Origin of the sequence: Mucilaginibacter conchicola (assembly GCF_003432115.1) — a bacterium.
Classification (GTDB): domain Bacteria; phylum Bacteroidota; class Bacteroidia; order Sphingobacteriales; family Sphingobacteriaceae; genus Mucilaginibacter; species Mucilaginibacter conchicola.
This window is the reverse complement of the sequence record NZ_QWDC01000001.1, coordinates 1,016,791-1,043,747: the sequence shown is the minus strand read 5'-3', so window position 1 is coordinate 1,043,747 and position 26,957 is coordinate 1,016,791. Positions and strand designations below refer to the sequence as shown.

26 protein-coding genes and 1 other RNA gene are annotated in these 26,957 nt (G+C 44.2%); 11 read left to right on the top strand and 16 right to left on the bottom strand.

What is annotated here, in order from left to right:
- Positions 1-366 precede the first annotated feature (366 nt).
- From D0C36_RS04560 to D0C36_RS04540, 5 genes are all read right to left on the bottom strand, one after another.
- Complete coding sequence (locus D0C36_RS04560; protein ID WP_233524409.1) at positions 367-870, bottom strand: ORF6N domain-containing protein; 504 nt, start codon at positions 868-870, stop codon at positions 367-369.
- Positions 871-880: 10 nt separating this feature from the next.
- Positions 881-2,098, bottom strand: coding sequence for a site-specific integrase (locus tag D0C36_RS04555; protein WP_117390369.1), 1,218 nt, complete (start codon positions 2,096-2,098; stop codon positions 881-883).
- A 245-nt stretch (positions 2,099-2,343) separates the two neighbouring features.
- Positions 2,344-2,711, bottom strand: a transfer-messenger RNA (tmRNA) gene (gene ssrA, locus D0C36_RS04550).
- 147 nt (positions 2,712-2,858) lie between these two features.
- The gene (locus D0C36_RS04545; protein WP_117390368.1) at positions 2,859-4,058 is read right to left on the bottom strand and encodes a pyridoxal phosphate-dependent aminotransferase; all 1,200 of its coding nucleotides are present in this window, start codon (positions 4,056-4,058) and stop codon (positions 2,859-2,861) included.
- Positions 4,059-4,265: 207 nt separating this feature from the next.
- Complete coding sequence (locus D0C36_RS04540) at positions 4,266-4,658, bottom strand: DUF1573 domain-containing protein (RefSeq protein ID WP_117390367.1); 393 nt, start codon at positions 4,656-4,658, stop codon at positions 4,266-4,268.
- A gap of 138 nt (positions 4,659-4,796) precedes the next feature.
- Here D0C36_RS04540 and D0C36_RS04535 point away from each other — a divergent pair, with 138 nt between their 5' ends.
- The 6 genes from D0C36_RS04535 to D0C36_RS04510 all read left to right on the top strand — a co-directional run bounded on the left by D0C36_RS04535 (position 4,797) and on the right by D0C36_RS04510 (position 11,100).
- Positions 4,797-7,229, top strand: coding sequence for an alpha-ketoacid dehydrogenase subunit alpha/beta (locus D0C36_RS04535; protein WP_117390366.1), 2,433 nt, complete (start codon positions 4,797-4,799; stop codon positions 7,227-7,229).
- A gap of 49 nt (positions 7,230-7,278) precedes the next feature.
- Entirely contained in the window at positions 7,279-7,656 is a 378-nt protein-coding gene (locus D0C36_RS04530; protein WP_199501963.1) for a putative quinol monooxygenase, read from the top strand.
- Positions 7,657-7,813: 157 nt separating this feature from the next.
- Positions 7,814-8,953, top strand: coding sequence for a hypothetical protein (locus D0C36_RS04525; RefSeq protein ID WP_147321930.1), 1,140 nt, complete (start codon positions 7,814-7,816; stop codon positions 8,951-8,953).
- Between the two features lie 5 nt (positions 8,954-8,958).
- Positions 8,959-9,573 carry a hypothetical protein gene (locus D0C36_RS04520; RefSeq protein WP_147321929.1) on the top strand — a complete coding sequence of 205 codons (615 nt, stop codon included), beginning with the start codon at positions 8,959-8,961 and terminating at the stop codon, positions 9,571-9,573.
- Between the two features lie 58 nt (positions 9,574-9,631).
- Entirely contained in the window at positions 9,632-10,210 is a 579-nt protein-coding gene (locus D0C36_RS04515; protein ID WP_117390362.1) for a TetR/AcrR family transcriptional regulator, read from the top strand.
- A 101-nt stretch (positions 10,211-10,311) separates the two neighbouring features.
- Entirely contained in the window at positions 10,312-11,100 is a 789-nt protein-coding gene (locus D0C36_RS04510) for an SDR family oxidoreductase (protein ID WP_117390361.1), read from the top strand.
- Between the two features lie 47 nt (positions 11,101-11,147).
- Here D0C36_RS04510 and D0C36_RS04505 read toward each other — a convergent pair whose 3' ends face one another.
- Positions 11,148-12,176: a hypothetical protein gene (locus tag D0C36_RS04505; RefSeq protein ID WP_117390360.1), complete on the bottom strand. Its 1,029-nt coding sequence runs from the start codon at positions 12,174-12,176 to the stop codon at positions 11,148-11,150.
- A gap of 67 nt (positions 12,177-12,243) precedes the next feature.
- On the opposite strand from D0C36_RS04505, the gene D0C36_RS04500 reads away from it, so the two are divergent.
- Both D0C36_RS04500 and D0C36_RS04495 read left to right on the top strand, forming a co-directional pair.
- On the top strand, positions 12,244-12,822 hold the full coding sequence (locus tag D0C36_RS04500) for a nitroreductase family protein (protein WP_117390359.1): 579 nt from the start codon (positions 12,244-12,246) through the stop codon (positions 12,820-12,822).
- Between the two features lie 172 nt (positions 12,823-12,994).
- A complete protein-coding gene (locus D0C36_RS04495) occupies positions 12,995-13,798 on the top strand; it encodes a murein L,D-transpeptidase catalytic domain family protein (RefSeq protein ID WP_117390358.1) in 804 nt (267 codons plus the stop codon).
- Between the two features lie 70 nt (positions 13,799-13,868).
- Here D0C36_RS04495 and D0C36_RS04490 read toward each other — a convergent pair whose 3' ends face one another.
- Positions 13,869-15,440: a L,D-transpeptidase scaffold domain-containing protein gene (locus D0C36_RS04490; protein WP_117391370.1), complete on the bottom strand. Its 1,572-nt coding sequence runs from the start codon at positions 15,438-15,440 to the stop codon at positions 13,869-13,871.
- Positions 15,441-15,542: 102 nt separating this feature from the next.
- Here D0C36_RS04490 and D0C36_RS04485 point away from each other — a divergent pair, with 102 nt between their 5' ends.
- Positions 15,543-16,061, top strand: a complete 519-nt coding sequence (locus tag D0C36_RS04485; protein WP_117390357.1) for a DinB family protein — start codon at positions 15,543-15,545, stop codon at positions 16,059-16,061.
- Between the two features lie 2 nt (positions 16,062-16,063).
- Here D0C36_RS04485 and D0C36_RS04480 read toward each other — a convergent pair whose 3' ends face one another.
- The 6 genes from D0C36_RS04480 to D0C36_RS04455 form a co-directional block, all read right to left on the bottom strand.
- Positions 16,064-16,684: an HAD family hydrolase gene (locus D0C36_RS04480; RefSeq protein ID WP_117390356.1), complete on the bottom strand. Its 621-nt coding sequence runs from the start codon at positions 16,682-16,684 to the stop codon at positions 16,064-16,066.
- A gap of 17 nt (positions 16,685-16,701) precedes the next feature.
- Positions 16,702-17,934, bottom strand: a complete 1,233-nt coding sequence (locus D0C36_RS04475) for an MFS transporter (protein ID WP_117390355.1) — start codon at positions 17,932-17,934, stop codon at positions 16,702-16,704.
- Positions 17,935-18,036: 102 nt separating this feature from the next.
- Positions 18,037-19,128 carry a chorismate synthase gene (gene aroC, locus D0C36_RS04470; RefSeq protein ID WP_117390354.1) on the bottom strand — a complete coding sequence of 364 codons (1,092 nt, stop codon included), beginning with the start codon at positions 19,126-19,128 and terminating at the stop codon, positions 18,037-18,039.
- Positions 19,129-19,282: 154 nt separating this feature from the next.
- Positions 19,283-20,620 (bottom strand): 3-phosphoshikimate 1-carboxyvinyltransferase, encoded by a 1,338-nt coding sequence (gene aroA / locus D0C36_RS04465; protein ID WP_117390353.1) that lies wholly within the window; start codon positions 20,618-20,620, stop codon positions 19,283-19,285.
- A 107-nt stretch (positions 20,621-20,727) separates the two neighbouring features.
- Positions 20,728-21,855 carry a chorismate mutase gene (locus tag D0C36_RS04460; RefSeq protein ID WP_117390352.1) on the bottom strand — a complete coding sequence of 376 codons (1,128 nt, stop codon included), beginning with the start codon at positions 21,853-21,855 and terminating at the stop codon, positions 20,728-20,730.
- A 112-nt stretch (positions 21,856-21,967) separates the two neighbouring features.
- Positions 21,968-22,873, bottom strand: coding sequence for a prephenate dehydratase (locus D0C36_RS04455; RefSeq protein ID WP_117390351.1), 906 nt, complete (start codon positions 22,871-22,873; stop codon positions 21,968-21,970).
- A gap of 327 nt (positions 22,874-23,200) precedes the next feature.
- Here D0C36_RS04455 and D0C36_RS04450 point away from each other — a divergent pair, with 327 nt between their 5' ends.
- Positions 23,201-23,467 (top strand): hypothetical protein, encoded by a 267-nt coding sequence (locus D0C36_RS04450; protein WP_117390350.1) that lies wholly within the window; start codon positions 23,201-23,203, stop codon positions 23,465-23,467.
- Here D0C36_RS04450 and D0C36_RS04445 read toward each other — a convergent pair.
- Genes D0C36_RS04445 through D0C36_RS04435 form a run of 3 tightly spaced genes read right to left on the bottom strand, consistent with a single transcriptional unit; the run spans position 23,464 to position 25,633 of the window.
- Positions 23,464-24,354, bottom strand: a complete 891-nt coding sequence (locus D0C36_RS04445; protein WP_117390349.1) for a sterol desaturase family protein — start codon at positions 24,352-24,354, stop codon at positions 23,464-23,466. The two genes, D0C36_RS04450 and D0C36_RS04445, sit on opposite strands and share 4 nt — an antisense overlap.
- Positions 24,355-24,357: 3 nt before the next feature.
- Positions 24,358-25,416: a 3-dehydroquinate synthase gene (gene aroB / locus D0C36_RS04440; RefSeq protein WP_117390348.1), complete on the bottom strand. Its 1,059-nt coding sequence runs from the start codon at positions 25,414-25,416 to the stop codon at positions 24,358-24,360.
- Between the two features lie 10 nt (positions 25,417-25,426).
- On the bottom strand, positions 25,427-25,633 hold the full coding sequence (locus tag D0C36_RS04435) for an RNA-binding S4 domain-containing protein (RefSeq protein ID WP_117390347.1): 207 nt from the start codon (positions 25,631-25,633) through the stop codon (positions 25,427-25,429).
- Between the two features lie 150 nt (positions 25,634-25,783).
- Between D0C36_RS04435 and D0C36_RS04430 the strand changes: the two genes are divergently transcribed.
- The gene (locus D0C36_RS04430) at positions 25,784-26,956 is read left to right on the top strand and encodes a proline dehydrogenase family protein (RefSeq protein WP_117390346.1); all 1,173 of its coding nucleotides are present in this window, start codon (positions 25,784-25,786) and stop codon (positions 26,954-26,956) included.
- Position 26,957 lies beyond the last annotated feature (1 nt).

The following is a 26,957-nucleotide window of genomic DNA, read 5'->3' as shown; positions in this document are numbered from 1 at the left end:
TCGGCAGGTTGACCTATTAATGATTCTTGGCACTGACCACTCATACCGCTACACACAAAGCAAAGACTCCGTGTCTACATTCGGAAGGCCACCTAACGGTGCCTAAGTTATGAGTTAGGGTTCAAATACCAACGCATTTTGCAAGGCTTTTCAAGAAACAGGTAGGGCATTCGCCGATGGAATATAGTTCGATGAATTAATTATTGGCGTTCGGAAGGTCTCGCATTTTGCGAGACCTTGAAATTGACTTTTTGGTTGTGACAGTTATGAGACACAGCCTTTTATAATTATAAAGGGCAGAATAACGCTGAAAGTAACCGGTGTTAGCATGAGTTTAACATGTTCAAAGATCATCTGATTTGTATCCTATTCTCTTGCGGTGGGGAAGATTAATTTTAGACACAAGAAATTCATCCAGATACTGAAAAACGAGCTCGATATTCGTATCATGATTGGATAAGTGGGTCTTGATCTTTTCAAGCTCAAGCCGGATTTCTGTGTTATCGAGAAATACTTCTCGCACTTTTGAGAAATCCGCATAATCTGAATATTTACACTTATCGCACGTTCACTGTTTAAGATTCCAGATAGCATGGTAACACCCTGTTCGGTAAAGACGTAAGGTAATTTGCGTGTAACTCCCCAGTTTGATGTGCCATTTTGGAATATCAAGTTTTTAAATTCTTCCTGGGTCAACTGAAACATAAAGTCGTTCGGAAATCGTTTGATGTTTCTGCGTACAGCCCGCTTCAATTGACCTGTCGGTACATTATATAAATCCGCCAAGTCCCGGTCAAACATGACTTTCCGGTTTCTCACAATCTTACCTGCGATGATTGCATCTGATGCCACTTCAGTTTGATTTGTCATATTGATCAGCCTATTTTGTTTGCATTTTTGTTCTTAGCACACTCATATCTTCTCCGACTTTCAGATCTAAAATTCTGGCATAATGTTGGGTCGTTTTGATATTCGTATGTCCCAGCATTTTTGAAACACTTTCGATCGGTACCCCATTTAGCAATGTTACGGTAGTGGCAAAGGTGTGTCGCGCGATATGGAATGTCAGGTCTTTGAGAATACCGCACAAGTCGGCTATCTCTTTAAGATAAGCATTCATTTTCTGGTTACTTAGCACGGGTAAAAGTTTGTCCTCAGTTGTACATTGAGGATGCTCACGATATTTTTCTATTACTGTCATTGCATAAGGTAGCAGGGGAATTCTCGAAGGCGTATCTGTTTTTTGGCGATTGGTAAAAATCCATTGTTCGCCATCGAAGCCTTTTACTATTTCCGAACGTTTTAGTTTTTGTACGTCGATGTATGCCAGCCCGGTATAGCAACTGAACAGGAATATGTCCCTAACTTGTTCGAGACGGGGACCGACGAATTTTTTGGACGCCATCAATTCCAGTTCCTCCTGCGAAAGAAAGGGCCTGTCAACCTTCTTAATTTTGATTTTATAATTTAAGAAAGGGTTTATGATTATCCAGCCGTTGGCAAGACAAATGCGAACGATCTTGCCAAAATTTTTGATGTACTTTAAAGCTGAGTTATTATTACACTTACGCACTGAACGCAGGTAAAATTCAAATTCGCTAATAAATCGATGATCTATCTCTTTAACACGGATATCATTGATCTTGTATTTCCATTGCATGAAGTTTTGAGTGTGCTTTAGCGTTGTTTCATACCTTGTGACAGTAGATGGAGAAAACTCTTGGCCAACTAAAGCTGCTGCTTTCTGATTATGCTCTTTGAACACATCCATCAGCATAATTGGCTTTTCGGCTTTACCTAAGAAACGATTTTTGATCTTCTCTGCGGAGAGTTCTTCTTGTATGTCTCTCAGATAACGGATCGTGTCATTGATCTTTCGTCCAAATTCATCAAGTGCCACGTTAAGCTTTACATTATCACTTGCTTTGCCCTTTGCTCTTTCCTGACTTGGATCCCATGATCTTGGATGGATCTTTTGTCCGGTTGTCATTTCGACCCGTTGACCCTCACAAGTAATTCTTACATAAACGGGTACTTTTTCTTCGTTTGCATTTGCTCTTCTCTTCAAGTAAAAGAGGATAGCCACATTTTTAATCATAAAAGGCTGTTAAAAAGTTAAACAAAATTACTTTCACAGCATAATTTTTACAAGATGTTCACTCGCTGAACAAGCTGTAAGACAATTAGTTAAATCGGATCTGGTGAGCAGGTGTTCTGAAAGCTCGTGCTCACCAGAATGCTCACCAAAATCGGCGTTCAAAGACCAATAAATGGCACCAAACTAAAACAAAAAACCCCTCATACGTAGCGTATGAAGGGTTTTAGTGCTTTTTGATACTTACTTAGTGGAGCCGGAGGGATTCGAACCCTCGTCCAAACATGGTATAAGATAAGCTTTCTACATGCTTAGCTTCTGTTTAATTGTCGGGATGAGGAAGGCCAGTTGCTTGCCTGTACCGTATCCGTAGGTGCTTTATCTCGCCCGCTTATCGCACCCTAAGCAGGCCAGTTCCGTTTGATGATGCCCCAAATACCGGTTCAACAGAACCGAAAACCGGCGGGACAAAAGCTATGCTAATTCTAAATTAGGCAGCTAAGGCGTAGTTATTTTCGCCATTTGTAAGTTTGAGCGTTCAGATTTTAGCGCTAATTCACCCAACGCGCTGCATGCTTACCTATTTATCTCCATCCTGTCAATTCCGGTCGACCCCATTTTTTGAGTTCGTAGCTGGCTGTTTCCAGTTTGCAGTTAAACGAACTACAAATATACGCTTTTTTAGTTTGCAGTGGGCGGTTTGCAGTTAGCAGAAAGTCAAAACTTTTAAACTTGCTGCAAACTGCCCACTAAAAACTGCAAACTACAAAATTCTTCCCGGATACTGTTTCAATGCTTCAGCAAGGCATTCCATCGCTTTGGTCAAATCGGCGTTGTTGAGTACGTATGCCATGCGTACCTCGTTGGTGCCTGCGCCTTGCGTGCTGTAGAAACCTGTGGCCGGTGCCATCATCACGGTTTGGTTTTCGTGGCTAAAGTCTTCCAGCATCCATTGGCAAAACTTGTCGGCATTGTCTATAGGTAGTTTAGCTACCACATAGAATGCGCCGCCCGGGTTAGGGCAGTAAACGCCATCCATCTGGTTAAGAGCATTTACCAGCGTATCGCGGCGCTGGGTGTACTCTTTGCTTACCGCTTCAAAATATTCATCAGGCGTATCAACAGCAGCTTCGCCGGCAATTTGTTCAACCATACCCGGCGAAAGGCGGGCTTGTGCAAATTTTAAACCGGTAGCAATAACATCTTTATTTTTGGTGATTAAACAACCTAAACGTGCACCACATGCGCTGTAACGTTTGCTTACGGTGTCCATTACCACTACGTTCTCATCTAATCCATCAAGGTGCATTGGCGAGGTAAAGGTGCGGCCATCGTAGCAAAACTCGCGGTAAGCTTCATCACTGAACAAATACAGGTCGTATTTCAAACAAAGCTCTTTTAAAGCTTCTAACTCTTCACGAGAGTATAAATAACCTGTAGGGTTGTTAGGGTTACAGATGATGATTGCCTTAGTTTTGTCAGTAATTACCTTTTCAAACTCTGCAATCGGCGGCAACGCAAAACCATTCTCAATGTATGAAAGGATTGGTTTTACAACGATGTCCGTTTGATTGGCAAAGCCATTATAGTTGGCGTAGAAAGGCTCGGGGATGATCACCTCATCGCCTTCATCAAGGCAGGTCATCATGGCAATGGTTATCGCTTCTGAGCCACCGGTTGTAACAATGATGTTATCCGGCGTAATATTATAACCCAATTTATTGTAGTACTCTACCAGTTTTTTGCGGTAGCTTAATGTACCTTCTGATGGGGTATAGGCCCAAACCTTAAAATCGATGTTTTTAATGGCATTCAGCATGCCTTCTGGCGTCTCAATATCAGGCTGGCCGATATTAAGGTGATATACTTTTTTACCGTCGGTTTTAGCTTTATCGGCAAACGGCGTTAATTTACGTATAGGCGATGCGGGCATATCGTGCCCCTTTTGCGAAATTTTTGGCATGCGCAAAATTAGGAAAAATATTTAGCCCCCTCTAAATCTCCCCCGAAAGGGGAGACTTTTTATAAAATATTTGATATATAATTTTTAAAAGCCCCTCTCCCTCGGAGAGGGGTTGGGGAGAGGCTAATAAACAAAAAAGGCACCGCTAAACGGTGCCTTAAATTCTTATAAGCCCTCTCCCTTTAGGGGAGGGTTTGGGTGGGGCTTTTACTTACTTGCGCCGCCTTCTTTAGCTACCACCTCGCCAACAATATTTAAATATTTGGTTGGGGTTTTAGCGTTTGAAGTTACCACAATGGTTTTGTTAAAGGCCGATACTACAGCTGCGTTGTAGGTGATCTTGATGGTACCTTTACCGTTTTGCGCTACAGGTGTTTTGGTGTAGTCAGCAATGGTACAACCACAGGTAGGTTTTACTTCGCTCAAGATCAGTGGGGTAGTGCCAACGTTGGTAAACTCAAATACAGTAGTTACCGGAGTTCCCTGAGGGATCTTACCAAAATCGTGTTTCTCCTCGTTAAATTTAAATTCGGCGGTTTGGGCTGATGCAGTGTAGGCGAAGCCTAAAATTACTGCACATATTAGAATTAGTTTTTTCATCGTTTTCGTGTTTGACTATTACAAAGATAGAAGGATTAATATAATGTCAAAACTTATGTAAAATCTAACTGTTTTGCTGGTACCAATTACCGAAACAAAATAGAATTTCCTACTTTTACCCCTTAATCGGAATATTATATGCCAGAAACTGCATTAAACACAGCTACCGGAATCAATTCTGCCGAACTCAGTTTTGAGGATTTCAAGAAGATCGTCATCGCCGACTATCGTATTGGTTACGAGAGCAGGCAGGCGGCCTTATTGGGCAGGAGAGAAGTACTTACCGGGAAGGCGAAATTCGGCATATTTGGCGATGGTAAAGAGGTAGCCCAACTGGCTATGGCAAGGGCCTTTAAAAACGGCGACTGGCGCGCCGGCTACTACCGCGATCAAACTTTTATGTTTGCCACCGGCATGAGCAACCTTAAAGAGTTTTTTGCCCAGCTTTACGCTCACCCCGATATTGAGAAAGACCCTGCATCAGGCGGCAGGCAAATGAATTGCCACTATGCAACCCGCTTTATTGATGCTGATGGTAACTGGACTAATCAGGTTGATACCAAAAACTGTTCGGCAGATATGTCTACCACGGGCGGGCACATGCCACGCTTATTGGGTTTGGCTTATGCATCAAAGCTATATCGCCAGAACAAAGAGCTTGAATATCTTAAACAATTTTCGGTAAGCGGTAACGAGGTAGCTTTTGGTACCATCGGTAACGGTGCTACATCAGAAGGTTTATTTTTTGAAACTTTTAATGCTGCCGGTGTTCTGCAGGTGCCTATGGCTATCTCCGTTTGGGACGATGCTTATGCAATTTCTGTACCTGCCAAATTGCAAACCACCAAAGAGGATATATCTGAAGTACTGAAAGGTTTCCAGCGCGATAGCAAAGGGAACGGGTATGAAATATTTAAAGTTCGCGGATGGGATTATGTTGCCCTTTGCGAAACTTATGAGCGCGCCATTAAACTTTGCCGCGAAGAGCATGTACCGGTGTTGATCCACGTTGTGGAGATGACACAGCCGCAAGGGCACTCAACCTCAGGCTCGCACGAGCGCTATAAGTCAAAAGACCGTTTGGCCTGGGAAGAAGAACACGATTGCCTGGTGCAGATGCGTAAATGGATGATCCAATCGGCCATTATTACTACTGAGGAAATTGAAGTACTTGAGGGCGAGGCCAAGAAACATGTGCGTAATAGCCAGCGTGAAGCATGGGCCGAACTTGAGGAAGAAATAAAAGCCGAAATAACCGGCGTTTTACAACTGATAGATAATGTTGCACAGCCGTCACAGCACCGTGATGAGTTGCAAAAGCTGATGTCGGGCCTGCAAACCTGTATTGATCCGGGTAGGAAAGATACAGTAGGTACTGTGCGTAAAGTTTTACGCCTGATTGTGAAAGAACCATCAGATGCACGTAACGCTCTGGTAAACTGGCTGGCTGCAGAGAATGATAAAAATAAAGAGCGTTATAACTCTAAGTTATTTTCAAATACGCCAAAATCGCCTTTATATGTGCCGGTTATTGCCCCGCAATATGCCGATGATGCAAAAGTGATGGATGGCCGCGAAGTGCTTAATGCCTGCTTTGATGCCAACTTTGAGCGCGATAAAAGCATTGTTGCCTTCGGTGAGGATGTAGGTGCCATTGGCGATGTAAACCAAGGCTTTGCCGGTTTACAGGGCAAGTACGGCGATCTGCGTATTACCGATACCGGTATCCGAGAAGCAACCATAATTGGTCAGGGCATGGGCCTCGCCATGCGTGGTTTAAGGCCAATTGCCGAGATCCAGTACCTTGATTATCTGATGTATGCCATCACCGTTTTAAGTGACGACCTGTCCAGCTTAGCCTATCGCACTGCAGGCGGGCAGCGTGCACCGGTTATTGTGCGTACCCGCGGCCACAGGTTAGAGGGTATATGGCATTCAGGTTCGCCACTTGGTTTAATACTGGGTGCATTAAGGGGTATGCATATCTGCGTTCCGCGCGATATGACCCAGGCTGCCGGTATGTACAACACCCTGTTACGCGGCGATGAGCCTGCTTTGGTGATAGAATGTTTGAACGGCTATCGCTTAAAAGAAAAATTGCCTGCCAACGTTGGTGAGTTTACCGTACCGCTTGGCAAAGCCGAAGTATTAAAAGAGGGAAAAGATATCACCGTAGTAAGCTACGGCTCTACATTACGTGTGGTGATGGAAGCTGCGCCCGAGTTGGAGAAGTTAGGTATCAATATAGAGGTGATCGATCCGCAAACACTGTATCCGTTTGATACCGATAATGTTTGTGGCGCATCGCTGCAAAAAACCAATAAACTGCTGGTGGTTGATGAAGACCTGCCGGGTGGCGGATCTGCCTATATCCTTCAGAAAATACTGGAAGCACAAAACGGTTATTACCTGCTTGATGCGCAGCCTAAAACCTTATCTGCAGCAGAGCACCGCCCGCCTTATGGTTCTGACGGTGATTATTTCAGCAAACCTTCTGTTGATGATGTGATAGAAAAGGTTTACCAAATGATGAACGAAGCCAACCCGGGTAAATATCCCGCGTTGTTTTAAAATAAGAAAAGCCCGATGTATGTCGGGCTTTTTTGTTGATATTATACTTATGAAAACGGTGATCACAATATTAGCTGTATGCACGTTATTCTTAAACCTAAATGCATCAGCACAAACCTCAAAACAAATGGTACGACTGGCAAAAATAACGGTATATCCTGCGCAACTGGCAAGTTATAATGCTGCACTAAAAAAGCAAATGACCACCGCAGTAGCCACAGAGCCGGGCGTATTAACCTATTATGCCGTTGCCGATAAAACAGATGCTTCACATATCACCATTCTGGAAATTTATGCTGATGAAGCTGCCTATAAGAAACATATCGAAACACCTCACTTTAAAGAGTATAAAGCTACGGTGCAAAACATGGTAAAATCATTAGAACTGGTAGATGTTGATCTGATAGCTGCGGCAAAGAAGCCATAAATGTGATATTAAACTTTCGTTGGCGGAGAGGACACCGCCAACCGGAGGATGTTTGCCGGTATATATTCCCCCTAAGGCGGTGTCTCCACCGCCATTCGTAAAACTTTTGCTCAACCTAACGGCGTTTGGATTGTTATAAATGCACCAAACAACCACCATGAGCCAGAAACTATCACACCAACTAACCGATCCAAATACCAAAAAGCTTTCAATCTTAACGTTATCCGGCACTGCGCTTACCGTTGAGACAGGGTCAGAGGGGAAACTAAAAACCACCGAAAAGACTTTTAACGACAAAGAAGCCGCTTCAAAAGAGTTTATCAAAAAGGAATGGGAGCTGCTCAAAAAGGGCTACGTATTGCATAATGATAATGCCGGGCCTGGCGAACCTGCCCTGCATTATTACATAGGTGGCGGTTACACTGGTGCGCTATCCTTTGCCGCAACAGCGGATAATATTTATATCTACAAAAATAACGGCGACTACAGTGCCAACAGCGCGCCGGATAGTCTGGTTGTATTAAGCGCAAAAGGCGATAGGATAGGAGATGTAAACCTGCCTGAGAAGCTTGCCTGGGATATTGCTTATAACCCCGTGAATAGTTCACTGCTGATGGATCTGGATTACAGCATTTACGAGTATGGTATTGAGGGAGATACTTTTAAACAATTAGCCGAAAGAGGCAACTCCATTACAAGTTTTATTACCGTTGCAGACTATACTCAGGCTTATGCTGCTGATGATACAGCCTTTGTTACCGATAATAATAACGATGTCCTGATGAGTTATCCTTATCAACCAGAAATGGTGCGAGGCAGCGTTCGCTTTTGTGCACAATTATCAGCAGATGGGCAATTGCTGGCCCTGCATCAGCGCGATGGCGAGATCATAATCTTCAATACTGCCGAAGGTATGATTAAAGGCACCATCACCGCCGATTTTGTCGGTGTGGCGCAAATGGAATTTTCTAAGGATAGCAGATTGTTGATTGTCCGTGAGGAATACGGTAGGTGGGGTATGCGCTATTTTGATACCGATACTTTTACAGAGATAGCTTTTAATGAACTGGAAGTGCCGGAATACACCAAAGAAGTAAATGGTTTTTGCCTTAACGCCAACCAATCTAAACTCGTGCTTATTCAGCGTAGCTGGGTGTACGTGTACGATTTCGTAGGCAAAAAACTGCTACATAAGTTTAAGGCAGACCACGTGGTGAAAACCTTGAAAGCAAAATTTGCAGGCGAACTCCTCGGCATCCGCAGTGACTATGGCTGTTTTAGTCTATACGCAGTTTAACAGGTATGAGGTCAACCTATATGCCTGGCGATAACCACCAAAGCGTAAAGCTCAATTGCGCCAACCTGCGCATAGCTTTCCTCGCGTTTGATCTGCTTTTTCTGATGTTCACGCTTTTTTTCCTGGGCCTGGTGGCGCGTTACAGCGATAACCCAACCTTAGCTGAACCTGCAAAGCAATTAAGCCATTTCTTTAGCGATCCTAAGGCATTTATGACAGGGCCGGTGATCGTGTTGGGCACTATAATGTATTTTGCGTTTGCCCGTAAGAGCATCACCTGGTACAATGGCCTGCGAGTAGATGATAATCCTGTTGATGTCGACAGCTATCAAATTAAAGAGTTTTCGGCACGGTATACGTTTATCTATTTTAAATCAGCAGGTAAACTTTGGATAGTATATCCCGTAACCTCTCAGGATAACCGGAAACTGCCCGATGTAGAGCGAATGAATAAAGAACTGGCACACAACCAGGCGCAGGTGGCACTGTTAAAAGAAAAGCTTTCCGAATCGGGTGCAGTACAAAAACGCTTTTGGTTTTTTACCAAAGATGTGGTGATTTTTTTTTCGCTGTTTGCGTTGATCATCGCTACTACAATGTTAGCCGGATTATTAAAATGACTTTTATTTGAATTGTTTGTTTCAGAATTTGTTCTATGTTTGTCGCAAGTAATAGATCATGGCACGTAGTGTAGAATTTGACGAAGAGCAGGCTATCCAAAAAGCAATGGAAGTTTTTTGGGAGAAGGGCTATAATGGCGCTTCTCTTCGCGACCTTACAGAGGCCATGCAGATCAACAGCAGCAGCCTCTATAACACTATTGGCGATAAGAAGGAATTGTTTCTGAGGAGTGTGCAACGTTACGCTGATGACCGCAGAAAAGACAGCAAACGCCGCCTGGAAAGCGGTAAATCTGCCTTCGATATCCTGATAGAATATATTAACGATGCCGTGGATGTTATCATCGCCAAAAAAAATGGATGTATGGCCGTTAAAATGGCTTTTGAGGTAGGTAACACCGATAAACGCGTAGCCGATGTACTGAAAGCCGATAGCGATTTCGCCTTCAGTTTTTTACGCGACCTGATCAAAAGTGCGATGAAAGAGGGGCGTATATCCGCAGATGAAGAACCCGAGCTTTTAGCCGATTACTTTAACAGCACCTGGACGGGCTGGTATGAGTCGTACATCCTGCATAAGGATGGGGATAAGATCCGTCGCATGGCACAATTTTTTATTAAGCAGATCTCCAAATAAAATTTTTTGAAATTTTCTGAAACATTTGTTTCAGAAAAGAATAGTGTCTGCTTGAGTTATTTTGAAACAAACAATTCAGAAATAGATAAACAAAACAGAAAATGGAAAACAATCAGATCTTAACAGACCTTAAAGGCAAAACCGCCATAGTAACAGGCGGCACCAAAGGCATAGGCAGGGCAATAGCAAATGAGCTGGCCCAGGCTGGCGCAACCGTGATCGTATCAGCACGTAACCAGCCCGAAGGAGATAATAGCCATCATTTCATTGCAGCAGACTTAACCAACCCTGCCGACGTAGCCGAACTGGAGCAGGAGATCAAACAGAAATTTGGCGGTGTCGATATCCTGATAAATAACGTAGGTGGCTTAACCACGCCTCCCGGTGGTTTCAGCGCCCTGACCGATGAACATTGGGAAAGTGAACTGCAACTGAACCTGCTGGCCGCAACCCGCCTCGACAGGATATTTTTACCCGGCATGATAGCAAAGAAAAGCGGTGTGGTTATCCACATCTCATCCGTAGCGGCGAAACAACCTCTATGGAACCTGAACATGGCTTATGCGGTATCAAAAGCGGCCTTGAACAGTTACAGCAAATCATTAGCTACAGAGCTGGCAAGCAAAGGTGTGCGCGTACTTACCGTTGCACCCGGCGCAACCAAAACGCCGCCAATGGAGAAATTTGTTAGTGATTATGCCCAGTCTTCCAATATTACTGTCGAAGAAGCATTCAAGCAACTATTGGCCCAAACCGGTGGCATTCCGATGGGCCGGATGGCCGAACCTGAGGAAGTGGCCTCACTGGTACATTACCTGGTATCGCCTGCGGCAAAATACCTTACCGGTACTACCTACGCTATTGATGGCGGCTCGTTGCCGGTGGTGTAACCGTACTAATAAATACAAAGCCCACAACTGATATTGCGGGCTTTGTATTACTGAGGTACCCTGCTTTGTTTCTTATCCAGCACAAAAGTATTGCCGTTAAAGCGGAAAATGCATTTCAGGAACTTTGCAGTTTTAAGTTTGGAGCTTACATCCAGTGAATCTGCTTTTGGGGAATAACCGGAATGGAGAGCGGCCCGTGCATCACTGGTATTGCAGTCGCAATCAAAAAGCTCATCTTTTGTAGGGACAAGATTTACAGAGATTTTTTTTGTTTTTGCATCAAATTCAATAGCCTCTTCTTCTGAATACAGCCCGTGATCAATGTTATATGAAAAATCAATTGCCGCCTTACCGTTTTTGAAATGAGCAAGCTGCACATATTCACCCAAACAACTGTTACAACCTTGTATTGTACCGAATAAAAGGTATTTGATGCCGCCTTTGGCAGATATAGTATCTATATAATAAAAACCATCGGTATTAAATATCAGGGAGTCGGTATTTTGTTCTTCGGCATAATAATTTAATACTGGAGCATGCGCCGGCCTGTAATGGATATACGAACGCCGTTCTTTGTAAGAACCGCCTGTGTTGGCTGCATAACTCAGCGAAAAAAGTCTCTTATCAGGAGAAACAGCTACCGCCATATCCAGTATACTATCAAGGCTGTATTTAACAATAGCCTTATTGTTCAGAACTTTCCTCAGTAAACTATCAGCATAATATTGCAGATAAGGATTTAATGACGAACCTTGTACCTTTCCTTTTGCTTCAGCGCTTTCATCGTTTTTCAAAAGGCTGTCAATTTCACTTTTTCTCAGTCGATAAACTTTGGGATCATAGTAACCAAATGCTGCAATAGAATCATTAGCTCTCAGGTAATAGTTAAGCTCATCTACCAACGCACGCAGGTCGGGCTCGATTATTAAAACTTTATGTAGAGTATCGGCTGTTTTAAGTTTGCTGCTATCAACATTCTTTTTTACAACCGCTACCGGCTTTGATTTTGGCTGCTGATGGCAAGAGAAACAGTACAGGGCAACAACACAGGAGAAAAAGAAAATAAGAATTTTCATGTGTAAGGCTTATAATGCAAAAATGAACTTATTTCCATAATTTCGCCCACTTCAAATCATAATTCTTATGGATAACAACTTTTCAGTAATAGCAAACAACATAAAGGCCCGCCGTACCATTAAGCCTTCAACCATGAATGGCAATAAAATACCAAACGGCCACATTGCATCTATTTTAGAACTGGCTGATTGGGCACCAAACCACGGTAATACTGAGCCTTGGCGCTTTATCGTTTTTGAGGAACCTGCCGAATACAGCAAGCAACATGCTGAGCTTTACAAAGCAGCTAACCCGGGCGAAAGCTTTAATGAAACGGTTTACAACAACCTTAGCAACCAGGCCAACGCAGCTTCGCACGTGATAATAGCTTACCAAAAACGCGGCGATCTGCCAAAGATCCCTGTTTTTGAAGAGGTAATTGCTACTTCATGTGCGGTACAAAACCTGCTTTTGGGCGCTACTGCATTAAACATCGGCGCATTTTGGAGCACCGGCGGTATGGTATTGAAACCATCTTTCGCAGGTCACTTCGGTTTAGGTGCTGAGGATGCCATTTTAGGCGTACTGTTCCTTGGCTATACCGATCAGCAGCCTGAAGGAAAACGCAAAACTCCGCTTGAAGAGAAGATTACCTGGAATAAATAATTCCAAGCTTATTGTTTATTTTTAAGAAAAAAGTTGTCGTAAAAGTAATTAATTAGACTTTTGTGACAACTTTTTTAATTTATAATCGTATACTTGCATAACTCCAAGCGAGTAGCAGCAACCTAATCTGCATTACCCGAACGTTAAACTTATTGATTAAACCGGATAAAGTATGAGAAAACACTTGTGGTGGATTGTGTGCGTATTATTTATATTCTCCGTAGCTGTAATCAGCTGGAAACCTGCCAACGCACTTAAAAACAATTCCTTAAAATCGTCAAAAGCTTTCACAACAAAAGAGCTGTTTGCGCAGTACGTGGCTAATGTTTACAACACAGCCAACCTGCAGCAAACCGGTATGGATTTGTCAGTTTTTCAGAAAGCTTTTACCGGTTATCTGAACTTAAAACTAAGCAACAAGCTACATAGCGTTAACTATTTAACTGTGGTTGATTTCGGTAAATCGAGCCGTGAAAAACGCATGTGGATAATTGATGTGGTGAACAAAGCATTGGTGCTGAACACGTGGGTTGCCCACGGGCAGGGTAGTGGCGATGATATGGCCAGCCGCTTCTCAAATACCAACGAGTCGCACCAAAGCAGTTTAGGTTTTTATCTTACTGACGATGTGTACATGGGCAAACACGGCCGCTCGTTACGTTTAGATGGCTTGGAAGAAGGTATTAACAGCGCTGCACGTGCACGTGGTATTGTTATCCACGCTGCTGATTATGTGAGCCAAAATTCTATTAACCAGATAGGCCGTTTAGGCCGCAGTTTCGGTTGCCCGGCGGTATCGCCCGAGTTATCGAACCAGATCATTGATACCATTAAAGGTGGTTCATTGCTGTACATTAATGGTAACGACAGCCATTACCTGTCAAAACTGCTTGATGAAACTATTCCTGCAAACTCGATAATGCAGGATACCTTAACGCCAGATTCTACTGCGATAGCTGCAGTAGCTAAATTATAACGCGCTAAACTAACCAATTGTAAAAGGCCCGAAGGATGTTTCCAACGGGCCTTTCCTATATATGGTTTTGTTAAAGTGCAGCTAAACCGGCTAAAGTATCGCTATCAGCCAAAAACTTTTTAAGGTGACCGTACAGTACAACATCCAGCCCGTAAACATCGGGGCGGTATTGCAGGGTGCCGTTGGCATCAACCCAGCAAGTAACGTAGGTAAGGTATACCGGTACTTTTTTAGGCAGATCTAAAGTAGTAGGCGATGGTTTTGGCTCGGCCATATCTTTGGCTATGGTGTCATAAGATGCGGTTTCACCAAACAAGTTCTTAGCTAATGCCAGCGGGTCGCCAACACGTACGCAACCATGACTAAGGGCGCGCATGCTTTCGTTAAACTTGTTACGAGCAGGGGTATCATGCAGGTAAACGCTGCTGTTGTTGTTAAACAAAAATTTGATCTTGCCTAATGAGTTTTGGTCGCCGGGACGCTGTTTAAACTCATAATCGCCGGGTTTGGCGCTTAGCCAGTCAATGGTTTCAGGGTCTTCAACCTTTTTGCCGTTCTTATAAACGTCAATACCTTTATTCTCCAGATAATACGGGTCTTTATCGGCCTCAACCATTATTTCTTTGCTGGCAATGCTTTGTGGGATGTTCCAAACCGGGTTTACCTGTGCAGCGTAGATCTGGCTGTTCAGCTGCGGTGTTTCGCGACTGAAAGGGCGGTCTATTTTATAGCTCTCGTTATATTCTTTAAGCGATATTGAATTATCGGTATTGCGGCCCTCGCCCACAATTACCTTCATATTAAGCGTTGATTGGCCGTTTTCCATCACGTCCAAACGGTAATCGGGGATGTTTACGATCACGTATTTGGGCTCGTATGGCTTATTTCTCCAGCGCAGGCGTTCCATATTCACGGCAAGGTAGCGTTGCGTTTCTTCTTTGCTCATGCCTTGGGCGGTGCCGCCGGCAATTAGCGCTTTTTGCAACATCAGGTATTGCGGGTTTTTGGGTTGGATGCTATCCAACAATGCTTTCAGATTGCTTGCGCGAAGTGTGGCAAACATCGATACGCTATCAGGCCTTTTGGTGGCCATAAAATAACGCTGGTAGATCTTACGCGGGCTGATCATGCCGTACTGCAGCGCATTTGAATAGTTGACTAATGAGTTTGCTGTCAAGATCTCCAGCAAGGCAATATCGTGATACCCTTCTTTAAGGGTTTTAATAGCCGTTTTATCTTTAAATTTTGCTACCAGTTGTTTGATCTGATCGGCTTTAAACATTTTTGGGTCGAGGCCGTGCTGGCCTGCTTTTTCAAAGTAGTTGGCAATAAGGTCAACGTCGCCGTTAAAAATATGGTCCATCACAAAAACGGGATCGTAATTATTTTGCTCGTAAAAGGATGTTATAATTTGAGGCTGGGTCATTTTGCCTTTTTCGGTCTGCAGCATTTCTTTAAAAACGATGGCGAGGCTATCAGGGTCGGCATCTTTAAGTACCTTGTTCTGGCTTTTCTTAAAAAGCTCTTCGCCCAGTTCGGTACGTTTCTTTTTGGTACAGCTTTGGGTTACCAAAGCCGCTGCAAACAGCAGGCAGATAACTAAAACAGGTATAGGATTTTTAATAGTAGATGTGTGTTTCATTTTTATATTATGGGTAGATGCCTGCATAAATGCAATCCTCATTCCAAAAAACTTATTGCCCATGGCCGACAATAGCCTTATGCGCAATTTTTATATTTGAATATGAAAGAAGATAACCTGCCCGAGGTTTGGCTGCGCGGCCCGCTTAATGATATGCCGCCGTTATTGCAACCCGTTGCGCATGCCTTATTGCAGGCCAGGGAAGAGCTAAATCGTTTGATGGAGAACTTTCCTGATGACTTGCTTTGGGAAAATGTGGCCGGTATGGCATCGGCAGGGTTTCATTTGCAGCATTTAACTGGTGTACTTAACCGTTTATTTAGTTATGCACAAGGTGTGCAATTAAGTGAAGGGCAGCTTAATTACCTTGCCGCCGAAGGTAAGCCGACCAATAAAACATACACCACAGCCCAACTGGTGAGTGCTTTTAACGCCGAAGTGGATGCTGCTCTTAAACAGTTATCAGCAACAGATGAGAGCGCATTGACAGATTTTAGAGGGGTAGGGCGCAAGCAGATGCCATCAACCGTTATTGGCCTTTACACGCACTCGGCAGAGCACACCATGCGGCATTTGGGGCAATTGATAGTAACTGTAAAAGTTTTGCAGGATAGAAAGTAGTCTTATTGATTCACGATGCCTGCCACATCGCGGTAATCGATAGCGCGATAGGTTACAGGTGCTTCGGGATATTTATTATCCGGGTCAAAAAGGAAAGTATCGATACCCAGTTCGTTGGCAAATTTGATCTCAGATTGCGGGTCATCGCCAATTACCAGCATTTCTTCAACCACGTAACCGTTATCCATCATGATCTGTTGGAAAACATCGCCTTTGTTTATTTTAGATAGCTCGGGGTCAACCACGTAAACTTTTTTAAAATCATCATTAATACCCAGCATCTTTACCTTACTGTGCTGCAATTTGGTAAAGCCTGTGGTCACCAAAAATTTATCGGCATTAATGGCGCGGAGCCTGTCGTATTCAGGATAGGCTTGCATGGGTTGTTCGTAGGTGGCATTACGTAAAAGTTGCATGCCTTTTTCTTTCAATTCGGCGCTAAAACCAAATTCATCGGCAACATGCTGGTAGGGGCGGCGCGTAAGTTCTTCTTTGGCTTTGGTGGCCGTTAGCTCGTCCGTGTTATCATCAACCAATTTAAAAAGCTGCGCAAACAGATTTTCTGAAATGGATTTAACCGGATAGATAGTATTATCAAGATCAAGGATCAGGACGCGTTTCATAGGGTAATATTAGGGGTTTAAAAGGTTAAATTAGAGTGCTTTGTGCTTTTGTGACTGTAATTTAACCGATACAATATCCACAGGGCAATTGCTACCGCGAGGCAGATGGCACCGAGGGTATACCACAACAACGCAAAACTGCCCCATAAAATTATTTGCCCACCCAAAACTGGCGCCAATACCTGCGCCGCCGACCACGACATGGTGTACAACGCCGCGTACTGCCCACGGTTGCGCTCGCCCGAACGCGAGATCCAGAACGAATTCATGAACGGCATGCTCACCATTTCACCAAAGGTTACAATGAGCACGACGAATGCACCTGATGCCGCGTTTGGTGGCAATATATTAAGAAGTGTAAACCCACCGCCGGTAACCAATACGCCGTAGATGATGTATTGGAGCGCATGCTTGCGGCCTTCCATGTAGTTTACCATCACCAGCTCAACCAGGGCGATAACGACGCCGTTAGATGCCAGTAGCAGGCCTATCAGCTTGGTATCAAAATGCCATTTGAGTTTAAAGAATACCGGCTCCATTACAAAGAATTGGAAGAAGCACAGGTTAAAAAAGGTGACGAGTAATATGAATATGATGTACACTTTATCCTTGTACGCCGATACGGGTTTTACTTCATCAGGATGTGCTTTTGCCGGTTTACTTACGGTTGAACGCGGTATCAGCTTCATCAATACCAGGGCCGCGAAGATGTTGGTACAGCCATCTACCCAAAACAATAAATGGAAATTGAACGAAGCCAGCAAACCACCCAAAGCTGCGCCCACAGCCCAGCCTAAGTTGGTAGCCAACCTGTGGAGCGAATAGGAACGTGTTTTATTTTCCGGTGCGCTGAAATGTGCCACCGCCATAGAGTTGGCCGGCCTGAAAGCCTCGTTACAGAAACTTAAAATAAATGTAGCTATACCCAGCGACAGGAAGGTAGTTTGATACCCTACGATGATGAACATTACGCCGCCGCTGAGCAGGGTAGCGGCCTGCATATCGTAAAAGCCAATACGATCGCTTATCCAGCCGCCAATGTAGGCGCCGATGATAGAACCCGCCCCAAACAAAGCCATTATATAACCAGCCTGCGCAACCGAGAAGTGCAACTGGTTGATGCAATAGATGGTCATGAAAGGCACAACCATGGTACCGCTACGGTTAATGAGCATAACAATACTCAGATACCAGTTGTACCGCGCAAGCCCGCTGTAGGCTTTTTTATAGAGTTGGAGAAGGGAAGGCATTTTTTCGGTGATTTCAGATGTGCAGATTTCAGATATGCAAATGAATCAGAACTATGTGTTCAATTCTAAAATTTGCACATCTGCACATTTGAAATTTGCACATTATATTTTAGCCGAACGGTTTCTTAGCAGATGATCTGCAATAACCAGCGCGGCCATGGCTTCAACAATGGGTACGGCGCGTGGTACTACGCAAGGATCGTGACGGCCTTTGCCCGAGATCTCGGCAGCGTTGCCTTCGCCATCAATAGTTTGCTGGTTGTGCATAATGGTGGCCACCGGTTTAAAGGCTACTTTAAACTCTATAGGCATACCGTTGCTGATACCGCCCTGGATACCACCCGAGAAATTGGTGCGGGTGATCACCTTGCCTTCGGCATCTTTCATAAAGATGTCGTTATGCTCTGAACCGCGCATTTCACTGCCGCTGAAGCCCGAGCCAAACTCGAAACCGTGAACGGCATTGATGCTTAGCATGGCTTTACCTAAGTCGGCGTGGAGTTTATCAAAAACAGGCTCGCCAAGGCCAACCGGTACATTTTTTATATAGCAGCTTACTTTGCCGCCAACGGTATCGCCATCCTTACGAACGCCATCAATGAAAGCGATCATTTCTTCGGCAGTGGCAGGATCGGCGCAACGGACGATGTTTTGCTCGCGCTGGGCGATAAACTCGTCTGCGTTATCGATGAATACGTTTGGTGCATCAATTTTGCCCACACTGCTTACATGGGCAACAATTTCAATGCCTTGGCTTTTCAATAATAGCTTAGCTAAAGCACCGGCAGCAACGCGTGCAGCTGTTTCGCGGGCTGATGAACGGCCACCGCCGCGGTGGTCGCGGATGCCGTATTTGGTGGCGTAGGTGTAATCTGCATGCGACGGGCGGAAAACATCTACGTTATGGCTGTAATCTTTTGAGCGCTGATCTTCGTTCGGGATGATCATGGCGATAGGTGTGCCGGTAGTTTTACCCTCGAACGTGCCCGAAAGTATTTTAACCGTATCGCTCTCTTTACGCTGCGTAGTGATCTTTGACTGGCCTGGCTTGCGTTTATCCAGCTCGCCCTGTATATAGTCCAGATCTACCTCAACGCCCGAGGGGCAGCCATCAATGATGACGCCGATAGCCTCGCCGTGTGATTCGCCAAATGTTGTTATCCTGAATAATTGCCCAAATGAGTTGCCTGCCATATTAGCCCCCTAACCCCCTGAAGGGGGAATGTTTGATTGTTTAATGTATAATTATTACGATGTCATTGCGAGGAGCGTAGCGACGTGGCAATCTCTTCGCGTTTATGTCAGCGATGAGATTGCCACGCTATCGCTCGCAATGACAACTATATTTTTATGCTATCGGTTCCGACTGAAACCCAACTTTCGCCAGATCTATCCAGAACGCCGGGTATGATTTGCTTACCACTTCGGCATCTTCTACCTCAAGTTCGGGTATCAGGATAGCGAGTGGTGCGAAGGCCATTGCCATGCGGTGATCATCATACGTGCTGATGAACATGCGCTGCGGTAGGTTGCGTTCGCTGCAATCCAGCTTGTAAACCTGTCCTTTTTCTATCAGCTTAACGCCAATTTTTGCAAGTTCGGTTTGCAGGGCCAGTACGCGGTCAGTTTCTTTAATTTTTAAAGTCTCCAGGCCGGTGAAGGTAGCTTCGTGGCCTAAAGCTGCGCATACTACGATGACGGTCTGCGCCAGATCCGGGCATTCCTTCATGTCAAATATCTTGCGCACTACAGGTTTAGCCTCTTTAGTCAAATAAACGCCGCCATCTTTAAATACCGACGTGATGCCAAAGTTGGCCATAATCTCGGTGATAACGCTGTCGCCCTGTAGGCTGTATGATGTTAATCCCGGCAGGAAAAGTTCCGCTTCGTCGCTTAATGCGGCGATGGCGTACCAGTATGAAGCAGCGCTCCAGTCCGGCTCAACCAGTAGGGTGGTTTCAGCAAAGTCCTGGTGCTCAATAGAGATAACGTTATCCGTCCATGTATGCCTGATACCTGCCTGGTTAAGCATGGCCAGTGTCATCTCCACATAAGGTTTCGAGGTTAACTCGCCCTGAATATGTAGCTCTAAACCCTGCGGTAATTTTGCAGCTATCAGCAACAACGCAGTGATATACTGGCTGCTGATATTACCTTTTATTTCGATGATGTTTGTTTGCTGCTCAAACCCGGGTTGGATATTGATCGGCGGATAACCATCGTTCTTCTCGTAATCAATTGTAGCCCCCAGCTTACGCATAGCGTCAACCAGGATACCGATAGGGCGCTGCTGCATCCTCTCAGAACCGGTTAATACGATGTTTTTATTAAGCAAGGGAAGAAAAGCTGTTAAGAAACGCATGGCAGTACCAGCCGGGCCGATGTTGATTTCGGACTTAACATGAGTGCCTATTGCTTCTTCAGGGCCGCTTTCAACTATCTCGCCGTTATCTTTTACGGTGTGGGTATATACCAAAACCAGCTCATTGCCACGCGCTTGTAGTTGTAGGATATCTCTTAGTAAAACCGCGTCTGCAGCATCAGACATGTTTTCAACCTTAACCTTACCATCGCTTAACGTCTCAATAATTAAAGCGCGGTTACACTCGCTTTTTGAGCCGGTAAGTTGTATGGTGCCGTTGGCCGTTTTGCCTTGTTTAGTAAGTATGATGTTATGTTTTGCCATAATTCACCGATTATTTAGTGATGGTAACAAAGTGGCGGTGAGGACACCGCCACTCAAGAAATTTATAATTTAACTAATCTCTGATCAACCAATCACTAATAACCTATTTACGCGTGCGTTAAGTTTTCTTTTGGTTGCTCAATACCTTCGTTAAGGATCAAACCCTGGCGACGGATAGACTCAGTGTGTACAAGCTCCAATAATTTCTCGGTAAACTCCGGGCTTAATTTTAGTGCTTTACCATAATCTGTGGTTTTCTTCAGAATCTCTTCCCAACGGTTAACCTGTAAAATGGTGATGTTGTTATCTTTTTTGTATTTACCAATTTGCTCGGCAATGGTCATACGCTCAGCAACTTTCTGGATGATCAGGTCGTCAATTTTGTCGATCTGTGCACGCAGTTCAGCCAGTTTATCTTTCACCTCGGTGTTTTTAACTTCAGCTTTACGCAGTGCCAGGTTATCAATGATATCTGATAACGCAGCAGGGGTAACCTGTTGTTTAGCATCAGTCCATGCAACAGTTGGGTCGATGTGTGATTCGATCATCAAACCTTGCATATCCAGGTCAATCGCTTTTTGAGAAATGTAGCCGATCAGGTCGCGGTTACCGGTGATGTGGCTTGGATCGTTGATGATAGGCAACTCAGGAACCAAAGTTTTCAGGCTGATGGCAACATCCCACATTGGCTCGTTACGGAAAGCTGATTTTTCGTATGATGAGAAACCGCGGTGAATAGCAGCCAATTTGGTGATACCTGCGTTGTTGATACGCTCTAAAGCACCAACCCATAATGAAAGATCAGGGTTAACAGGGTTTTTAACCATTACAGGTACGTCAACACCTTTAAGGGCATCAGCAATTTCCTGTACGGTGAAAGGGTTTGCAGTTGAACGTGCACCAACCCAAAGGATATCCACACCAGCCGCTAACGCTTCTTCAACGTGTTTTGCAGTAGCAACCTCAACAGCAGTAGGTAAGCCTGTTTCTGCTTTGGCGCGTTTTAACCACTCTAAACCAATGCTGCCGATACCTTCAAACTCGCCCGGGCGGGTACGTGGTTTCCAGATACCTGCGCGCAGTGCGCTTACTTTACCGGTTTTAGCTAATAAGTGAGCAGTTGCAACCAACTGATCTTCAGTTTCGGCGCTGCACGGGCCTGCAATTAACAAAGGCTGTTTACCTTCTTTGTTTATCCAGGTGTTTAGGGGCTGTATGTTTAAATTCAGTTTCATATCGTGTTTTTGTGTTAGTGCCGGTTATGCCGGCTGGTGTTTTTATATTATTGTTAGTTTGTTAGTTCAATTTTATTTTTAGCCTGATGACTTCTGACTCCGGACTTAAGATTTATTCGATCTTTTTCACCGTGATATATCGTTTAGTATTATCCGGCTTTGTTTGGGGCTTTGGCGAATCGTCCTCAATGTATTGCTGATACTCGCCCAGTATGTTAAAGTTGTGGGTATACTTCAGTATCTGGCGAATGGAGTTATCAAACTGCTTAGCCTCTTCCCATTCAATATCTACATAAAAGTTATACTCGTTTCGTTTGCCCAAAACCGGCATGCTTTGAATTTTGCTCATGTTCACGTTCTCGTGGCAGAAAACATTAAGCACTTTGGCCAACGCACCAACTTCGTTGTTTACCTGGAAACAAAGGGATGCTTTGTTAGCAGGGCCTTTCTTCTTGTTGTTCTCGTGTGTGGTGAGGATAAGGAAACGGGTGAAGTTGAGCTTGTTAGACTCTATACGGCGTTCCAAAACATCCAAACCATAAAGCTGTGCCGCAAGGGTGTTGGCAATGGCAACGGTATCGGTCAGTTGCTCATCGCGGATACGCTTTGCGCAGGCTGCTGTATCGTTACTCTCAACAATTTTAAGGTGAGGATACTCGTCAAAGAAATCGATACACTGGCGGATAGCGATAGGGTGTGAGGTTACATATTTAACATCATCAAACCTTACACCTGGCAGCGCCATCAGGTGCAGTTGGATAGGTACGTATACCTCGCCAACTACCGGGTAGCTGTAGCCCATCATTAGCGAGTAGTTGGGCAAAATGCTGCCGGCAATACTGTTTTCGATGGCCATCACTACGTAATCGGCTTCCTTGTTTTTAAGCGCCTCAAAGGTTTGCTTAAAAGAGTTACACTCAATGGTTTCAATGTTTTCACCAAAGTATCTGAAAGCAGCCTCTTCGTGGAAAGAAGCGCGTATCCCTTGTATGGCAACCCTCGGTTTATCAGTTTTCATAATGCCCTGTAAAGCAAAAAGTCCCGGCTTGTTGGGCCGGGACTTTTCAGTTTTTTCTTTTATGTTTTTTGTACATATCAGTCCCGGCTCTTACTGCTAAAGTAAAAGTAGAAACCCCAGAAATATGCACGTTGTGTGTTCATTGTATTTGTTATGGCGTAAATGTACAAGTAAAAATTGTTTTGTCAATAGATAATTTTATTTTTCTAAAAATAAATAGGTCCAACCAAATTTTATTTGGTTGGATGTGTTTAAACGTTATACAACTACTTATTCTATTCTTTTAATAGGCTTTATTGACAAATAATTATTTTATATTTAAATCAAATGAAAAAGAGCTGGCTTATTATACTATGGACACTTGCTGTGTTGATTGATATTGGCGTTTATATAGTCATCGGTATAATGATGATGGCGGATGATGATAGATACTATGGCCCGCTGGATAAATATGGGGATACCTCGCCAATGTCTGGATTTGACAAAGCAATAACCTACTTGCTTTGGACTTGGAGTTTTGTGAATATAGCGGTAACCACAATCCTGATTTTGCAGTTTATAAAAAAGCGTAGATTAGCTTTAAATCCGGCTTAAGAAACTTTCTTATACTCCTTCTGCAAAACCCTTGCTGTTTGGGTACTGCCATCATGGCTCCAGCCGGGTGGGTTAAAAAGGTATTTGAGTTTATTGCCAAGCCCGGGCGCTTTTTTTACGTCGGCTATCAAAGCCTTCCATTCGTGGAAGATGACGTTCACCGGGCCCATATCTTCAGGCTGGTGGGTGAGGCCGTATTTAACGGGTTCATCGGCATCCTCGTCATGAAAGGTACCGAACATCCTATCCCAAAGGATCAGAACCATACCCATGTTTTTATCAAGGTATGGGATATTTGATGCGTGGTGCACGCGGTGATGTGCGGGGGTTACAAAGATCCAGCCGTACCATTTTGGCAAAGGGATCTGGTATTGGGTATGCACCATATTGCCGTAAAGTTGCGTAATCAAATAAGCGTAAAGGATATCAACCGCGTTAAAACCCATCAACGCAAGCGGCAGATAAAAGAAGGTACGGTACAAAGGTTCAAATACTGTTGAGCGGAAACCGGTAGTAAAATTGAAATGCTCTGACGAGTGGTGAGTAACATGCATGGCCCAAAACAGCCTGCAGTAATGGCCCGTATAATGAAGTACCCAATAAAGGAAATCTTGTACTACAACCAGTATAAACCAGTACCAGAACGGGTTCTCAATCTCAAATAAACGGTATTGCCACGTAAAATGCAGCAAGAAGAATGTACCACCATTCACAGCCAGATTTAGGATAAAAGCCAGCGAGGTAAGATAGATGTTGGTCAACGTGTCGCGTTTCTCGTAATATTTACGGTTTTCGCGATAGCTGAAATACATCTCGGTAAGAGTAAGTAATATCAATAAACTTACCAGTACGATAACTGCTTCTGAACGTGAATCTAAAGACGACATTTTTTACAACGCTGCGTAATACCTTAAGCTGTCGCAAATTTCGTCAGGTGTGCATACATTGTCAATACTGTATTGTCCTATCCGTGTCAATAAAGTACAATTGATATTTCCGTTCTCGTTCTTTTTATCGTTCTGCATTATCTCTAACAAAGCCGGAAACATGGCTTCGTTAAGTGTATAACGAGGGTATAGTTTATCAAAAACGCTGCTTATTTCGCGCAGTTCCTCGTTAGGTAAGCCAATTTTTTGAGCCGATAGATAAGCCTCGCATACCATGCCTGCAGCAATGGCTTCGCCGTGGGTAAGCGGGTTGTCATCGTTTAGTAACGAATAGGTTTCTATAGCATGGCCGATAGTATGGCCTAAGTTCAGCGCTTTGCGGATGCCTTTCTCATGCGGATCTTCTATCACCACCTCATTTTTGATCTCAACCGAACGGTGTACCAATTCTACCGATGGCAAGCTCAGATCGCTGTTTTTTAGATCATCCCAGTAAGCACGGTCTACTATCAAACCGTGTTTAAGCATTTCGGCTAAGCCAGATAAGATCTGACGGGGCGGAAGGGTCTTTAAAAACTCGACATCCATAAACACCGCCTTTGGCTGCGTAAATGTGCCGATGATGTTTTTTACACCATCAAGGTCAACACCGGTTTTGCCACCTACCGAGGCATCAACCTGGGCTAAAAGGGTAGTGGGTACCTGCACAAAATCGATACCGCGTTTATAGGTTGAGGCTACAAAGCCGCCCATATCAGTTATCACACCGCCACCCACGTTTATCATAAGCGCTTTGCGGTCGGCACCAAAATCGATAAGCATTTTCCATATGCCCATGCAAAAATCAAGGTTCTTGCTTTCTTCGCCGGCATTCACTTCAATAATGTCGGTTTTATCGAGATGGGCCAACGCGGTTTGTATCGCCGGAAGGCAAAATTCGCCGGTGTTTTCATCTGTAAGGATAAACAAGCGCGAGTAGTTACCGCGCTCAACAAAGTTTACCAGTTCCTGAATGCTGTTCTCGAAAAATATAGGGTAGCTGTCGCTTTGGATAGTTTGCATGGGCAGATTCTCAGATCACTTTTATTTGCTGGCCGTTAAATTCAACTATGTCGCCGGCTTTTACTTTAAGGCGTTTGCGGTAATCAACCTGGCCGTTATGCTTCACTTCGCCTTCGGCTACTACAATTTGTGCTTCGCCGCCGGTTTGCACCAAATTAACTGCTTTAAGCAGCTGTATCATTGGGATATAATCGCCCTCTACCTTAAATTCAATCATGATGGGCAAAATTAAACTATTCATACAATAATGAGTTATCATTTTATAATTTTGCACCCGGTTAGGAGTTAATAGAAAATGGCGCACACTTAGTGAAAAATTCACCAGGTTTGCGGTTGCCATTGTGTTTCATCCCGAACGCCCCATTAAATGAACGAGAAACTGTCCTTCGAAAATACCGAGATCGCTTTCGGCCACTCATCAAATAAAGACCTTAGTCGTGCTTACTGGCTGTTTAAGGTTATCAATGTAAACTTCCTGGTAAAAATAGGCCCGCCTATGACCAACTTTGCCATGAAGATTGGTTTGCCTATAAAAGGTATTATCAAATCAACCATATTTAAACATTTCTGTGGTGGCGAAACCATTGAAGAGTGTTCTAAAACAACTGCCAACCTTGCAGCAGGTGGTGTAGGTACCATTCTTGATTATTCAGTAGAGGGTGAGGACAGCGAGCAGGTATTTGACAGTACCCGCGACGAGATCATCCGCACTATATTAACTGCTGCCAAAAGCAAGAACATCCCGCTTACGGTTTTTAAAGTTACCGGTGTTGCCCGTTTTGCGTTGTTAGAGAAATTGGATGCCGGTTTAAAACTGAGCACTGAAGAACAAATTGAATGGCAAACCGCGCAAGATCGCGTTTTGGCTATTTGCGAAATGGCCCATTCTGAAGGTGTGCCGGTAATGATAGATGCCGAGGAAAGCTGGATTCAGAAAACCATCGATCATCTGGCGCTGAACATGATGCGCTTTTTCAATAAAGAAACCAACATCGTTTATAATACCTATCAACTGTATCGCCACGATAAACTGGCATCATTAATTGCCGACCATACCGTTGCCGAACAAGAAGGTTTTATCCTTGGTGCGAAAATAGTACGTGGCGCTTACATGGAAAAAGAGCGTAAGCGCGCCGAAGAAAAAGGTTATCCATCGCCTATACAGCCTAACAAAGAAGCTACAGACCGCGATTATAATGACGCTGTTATTTACTGTACAGATAATGTAGACAATATTGCTTTTGTTGCCGGAACCCACAACGAGGATAGCTGTCGCTTACTGGCCGATCTTTTAAACGAAAAGAAAATAGAGCACAAAAACCCGCACGTATATTTCTCTCAGCTTTTAGGCATGAGCGATAACCTGAGCTTTAACCTGGCCAATGCTAACTATAACGTGGCCAAATATGTGCCTTATGGCCCTGTTAAAGCGGTATTGCCATACTTGTTCAGGCGTGCACAGGAGAATACCGCTATTGCCGGACAGATGAGCCGCGAGCTTAGCCTGATAAGCAAAGAGCGCAAGCGCAGAAATGGTTAAT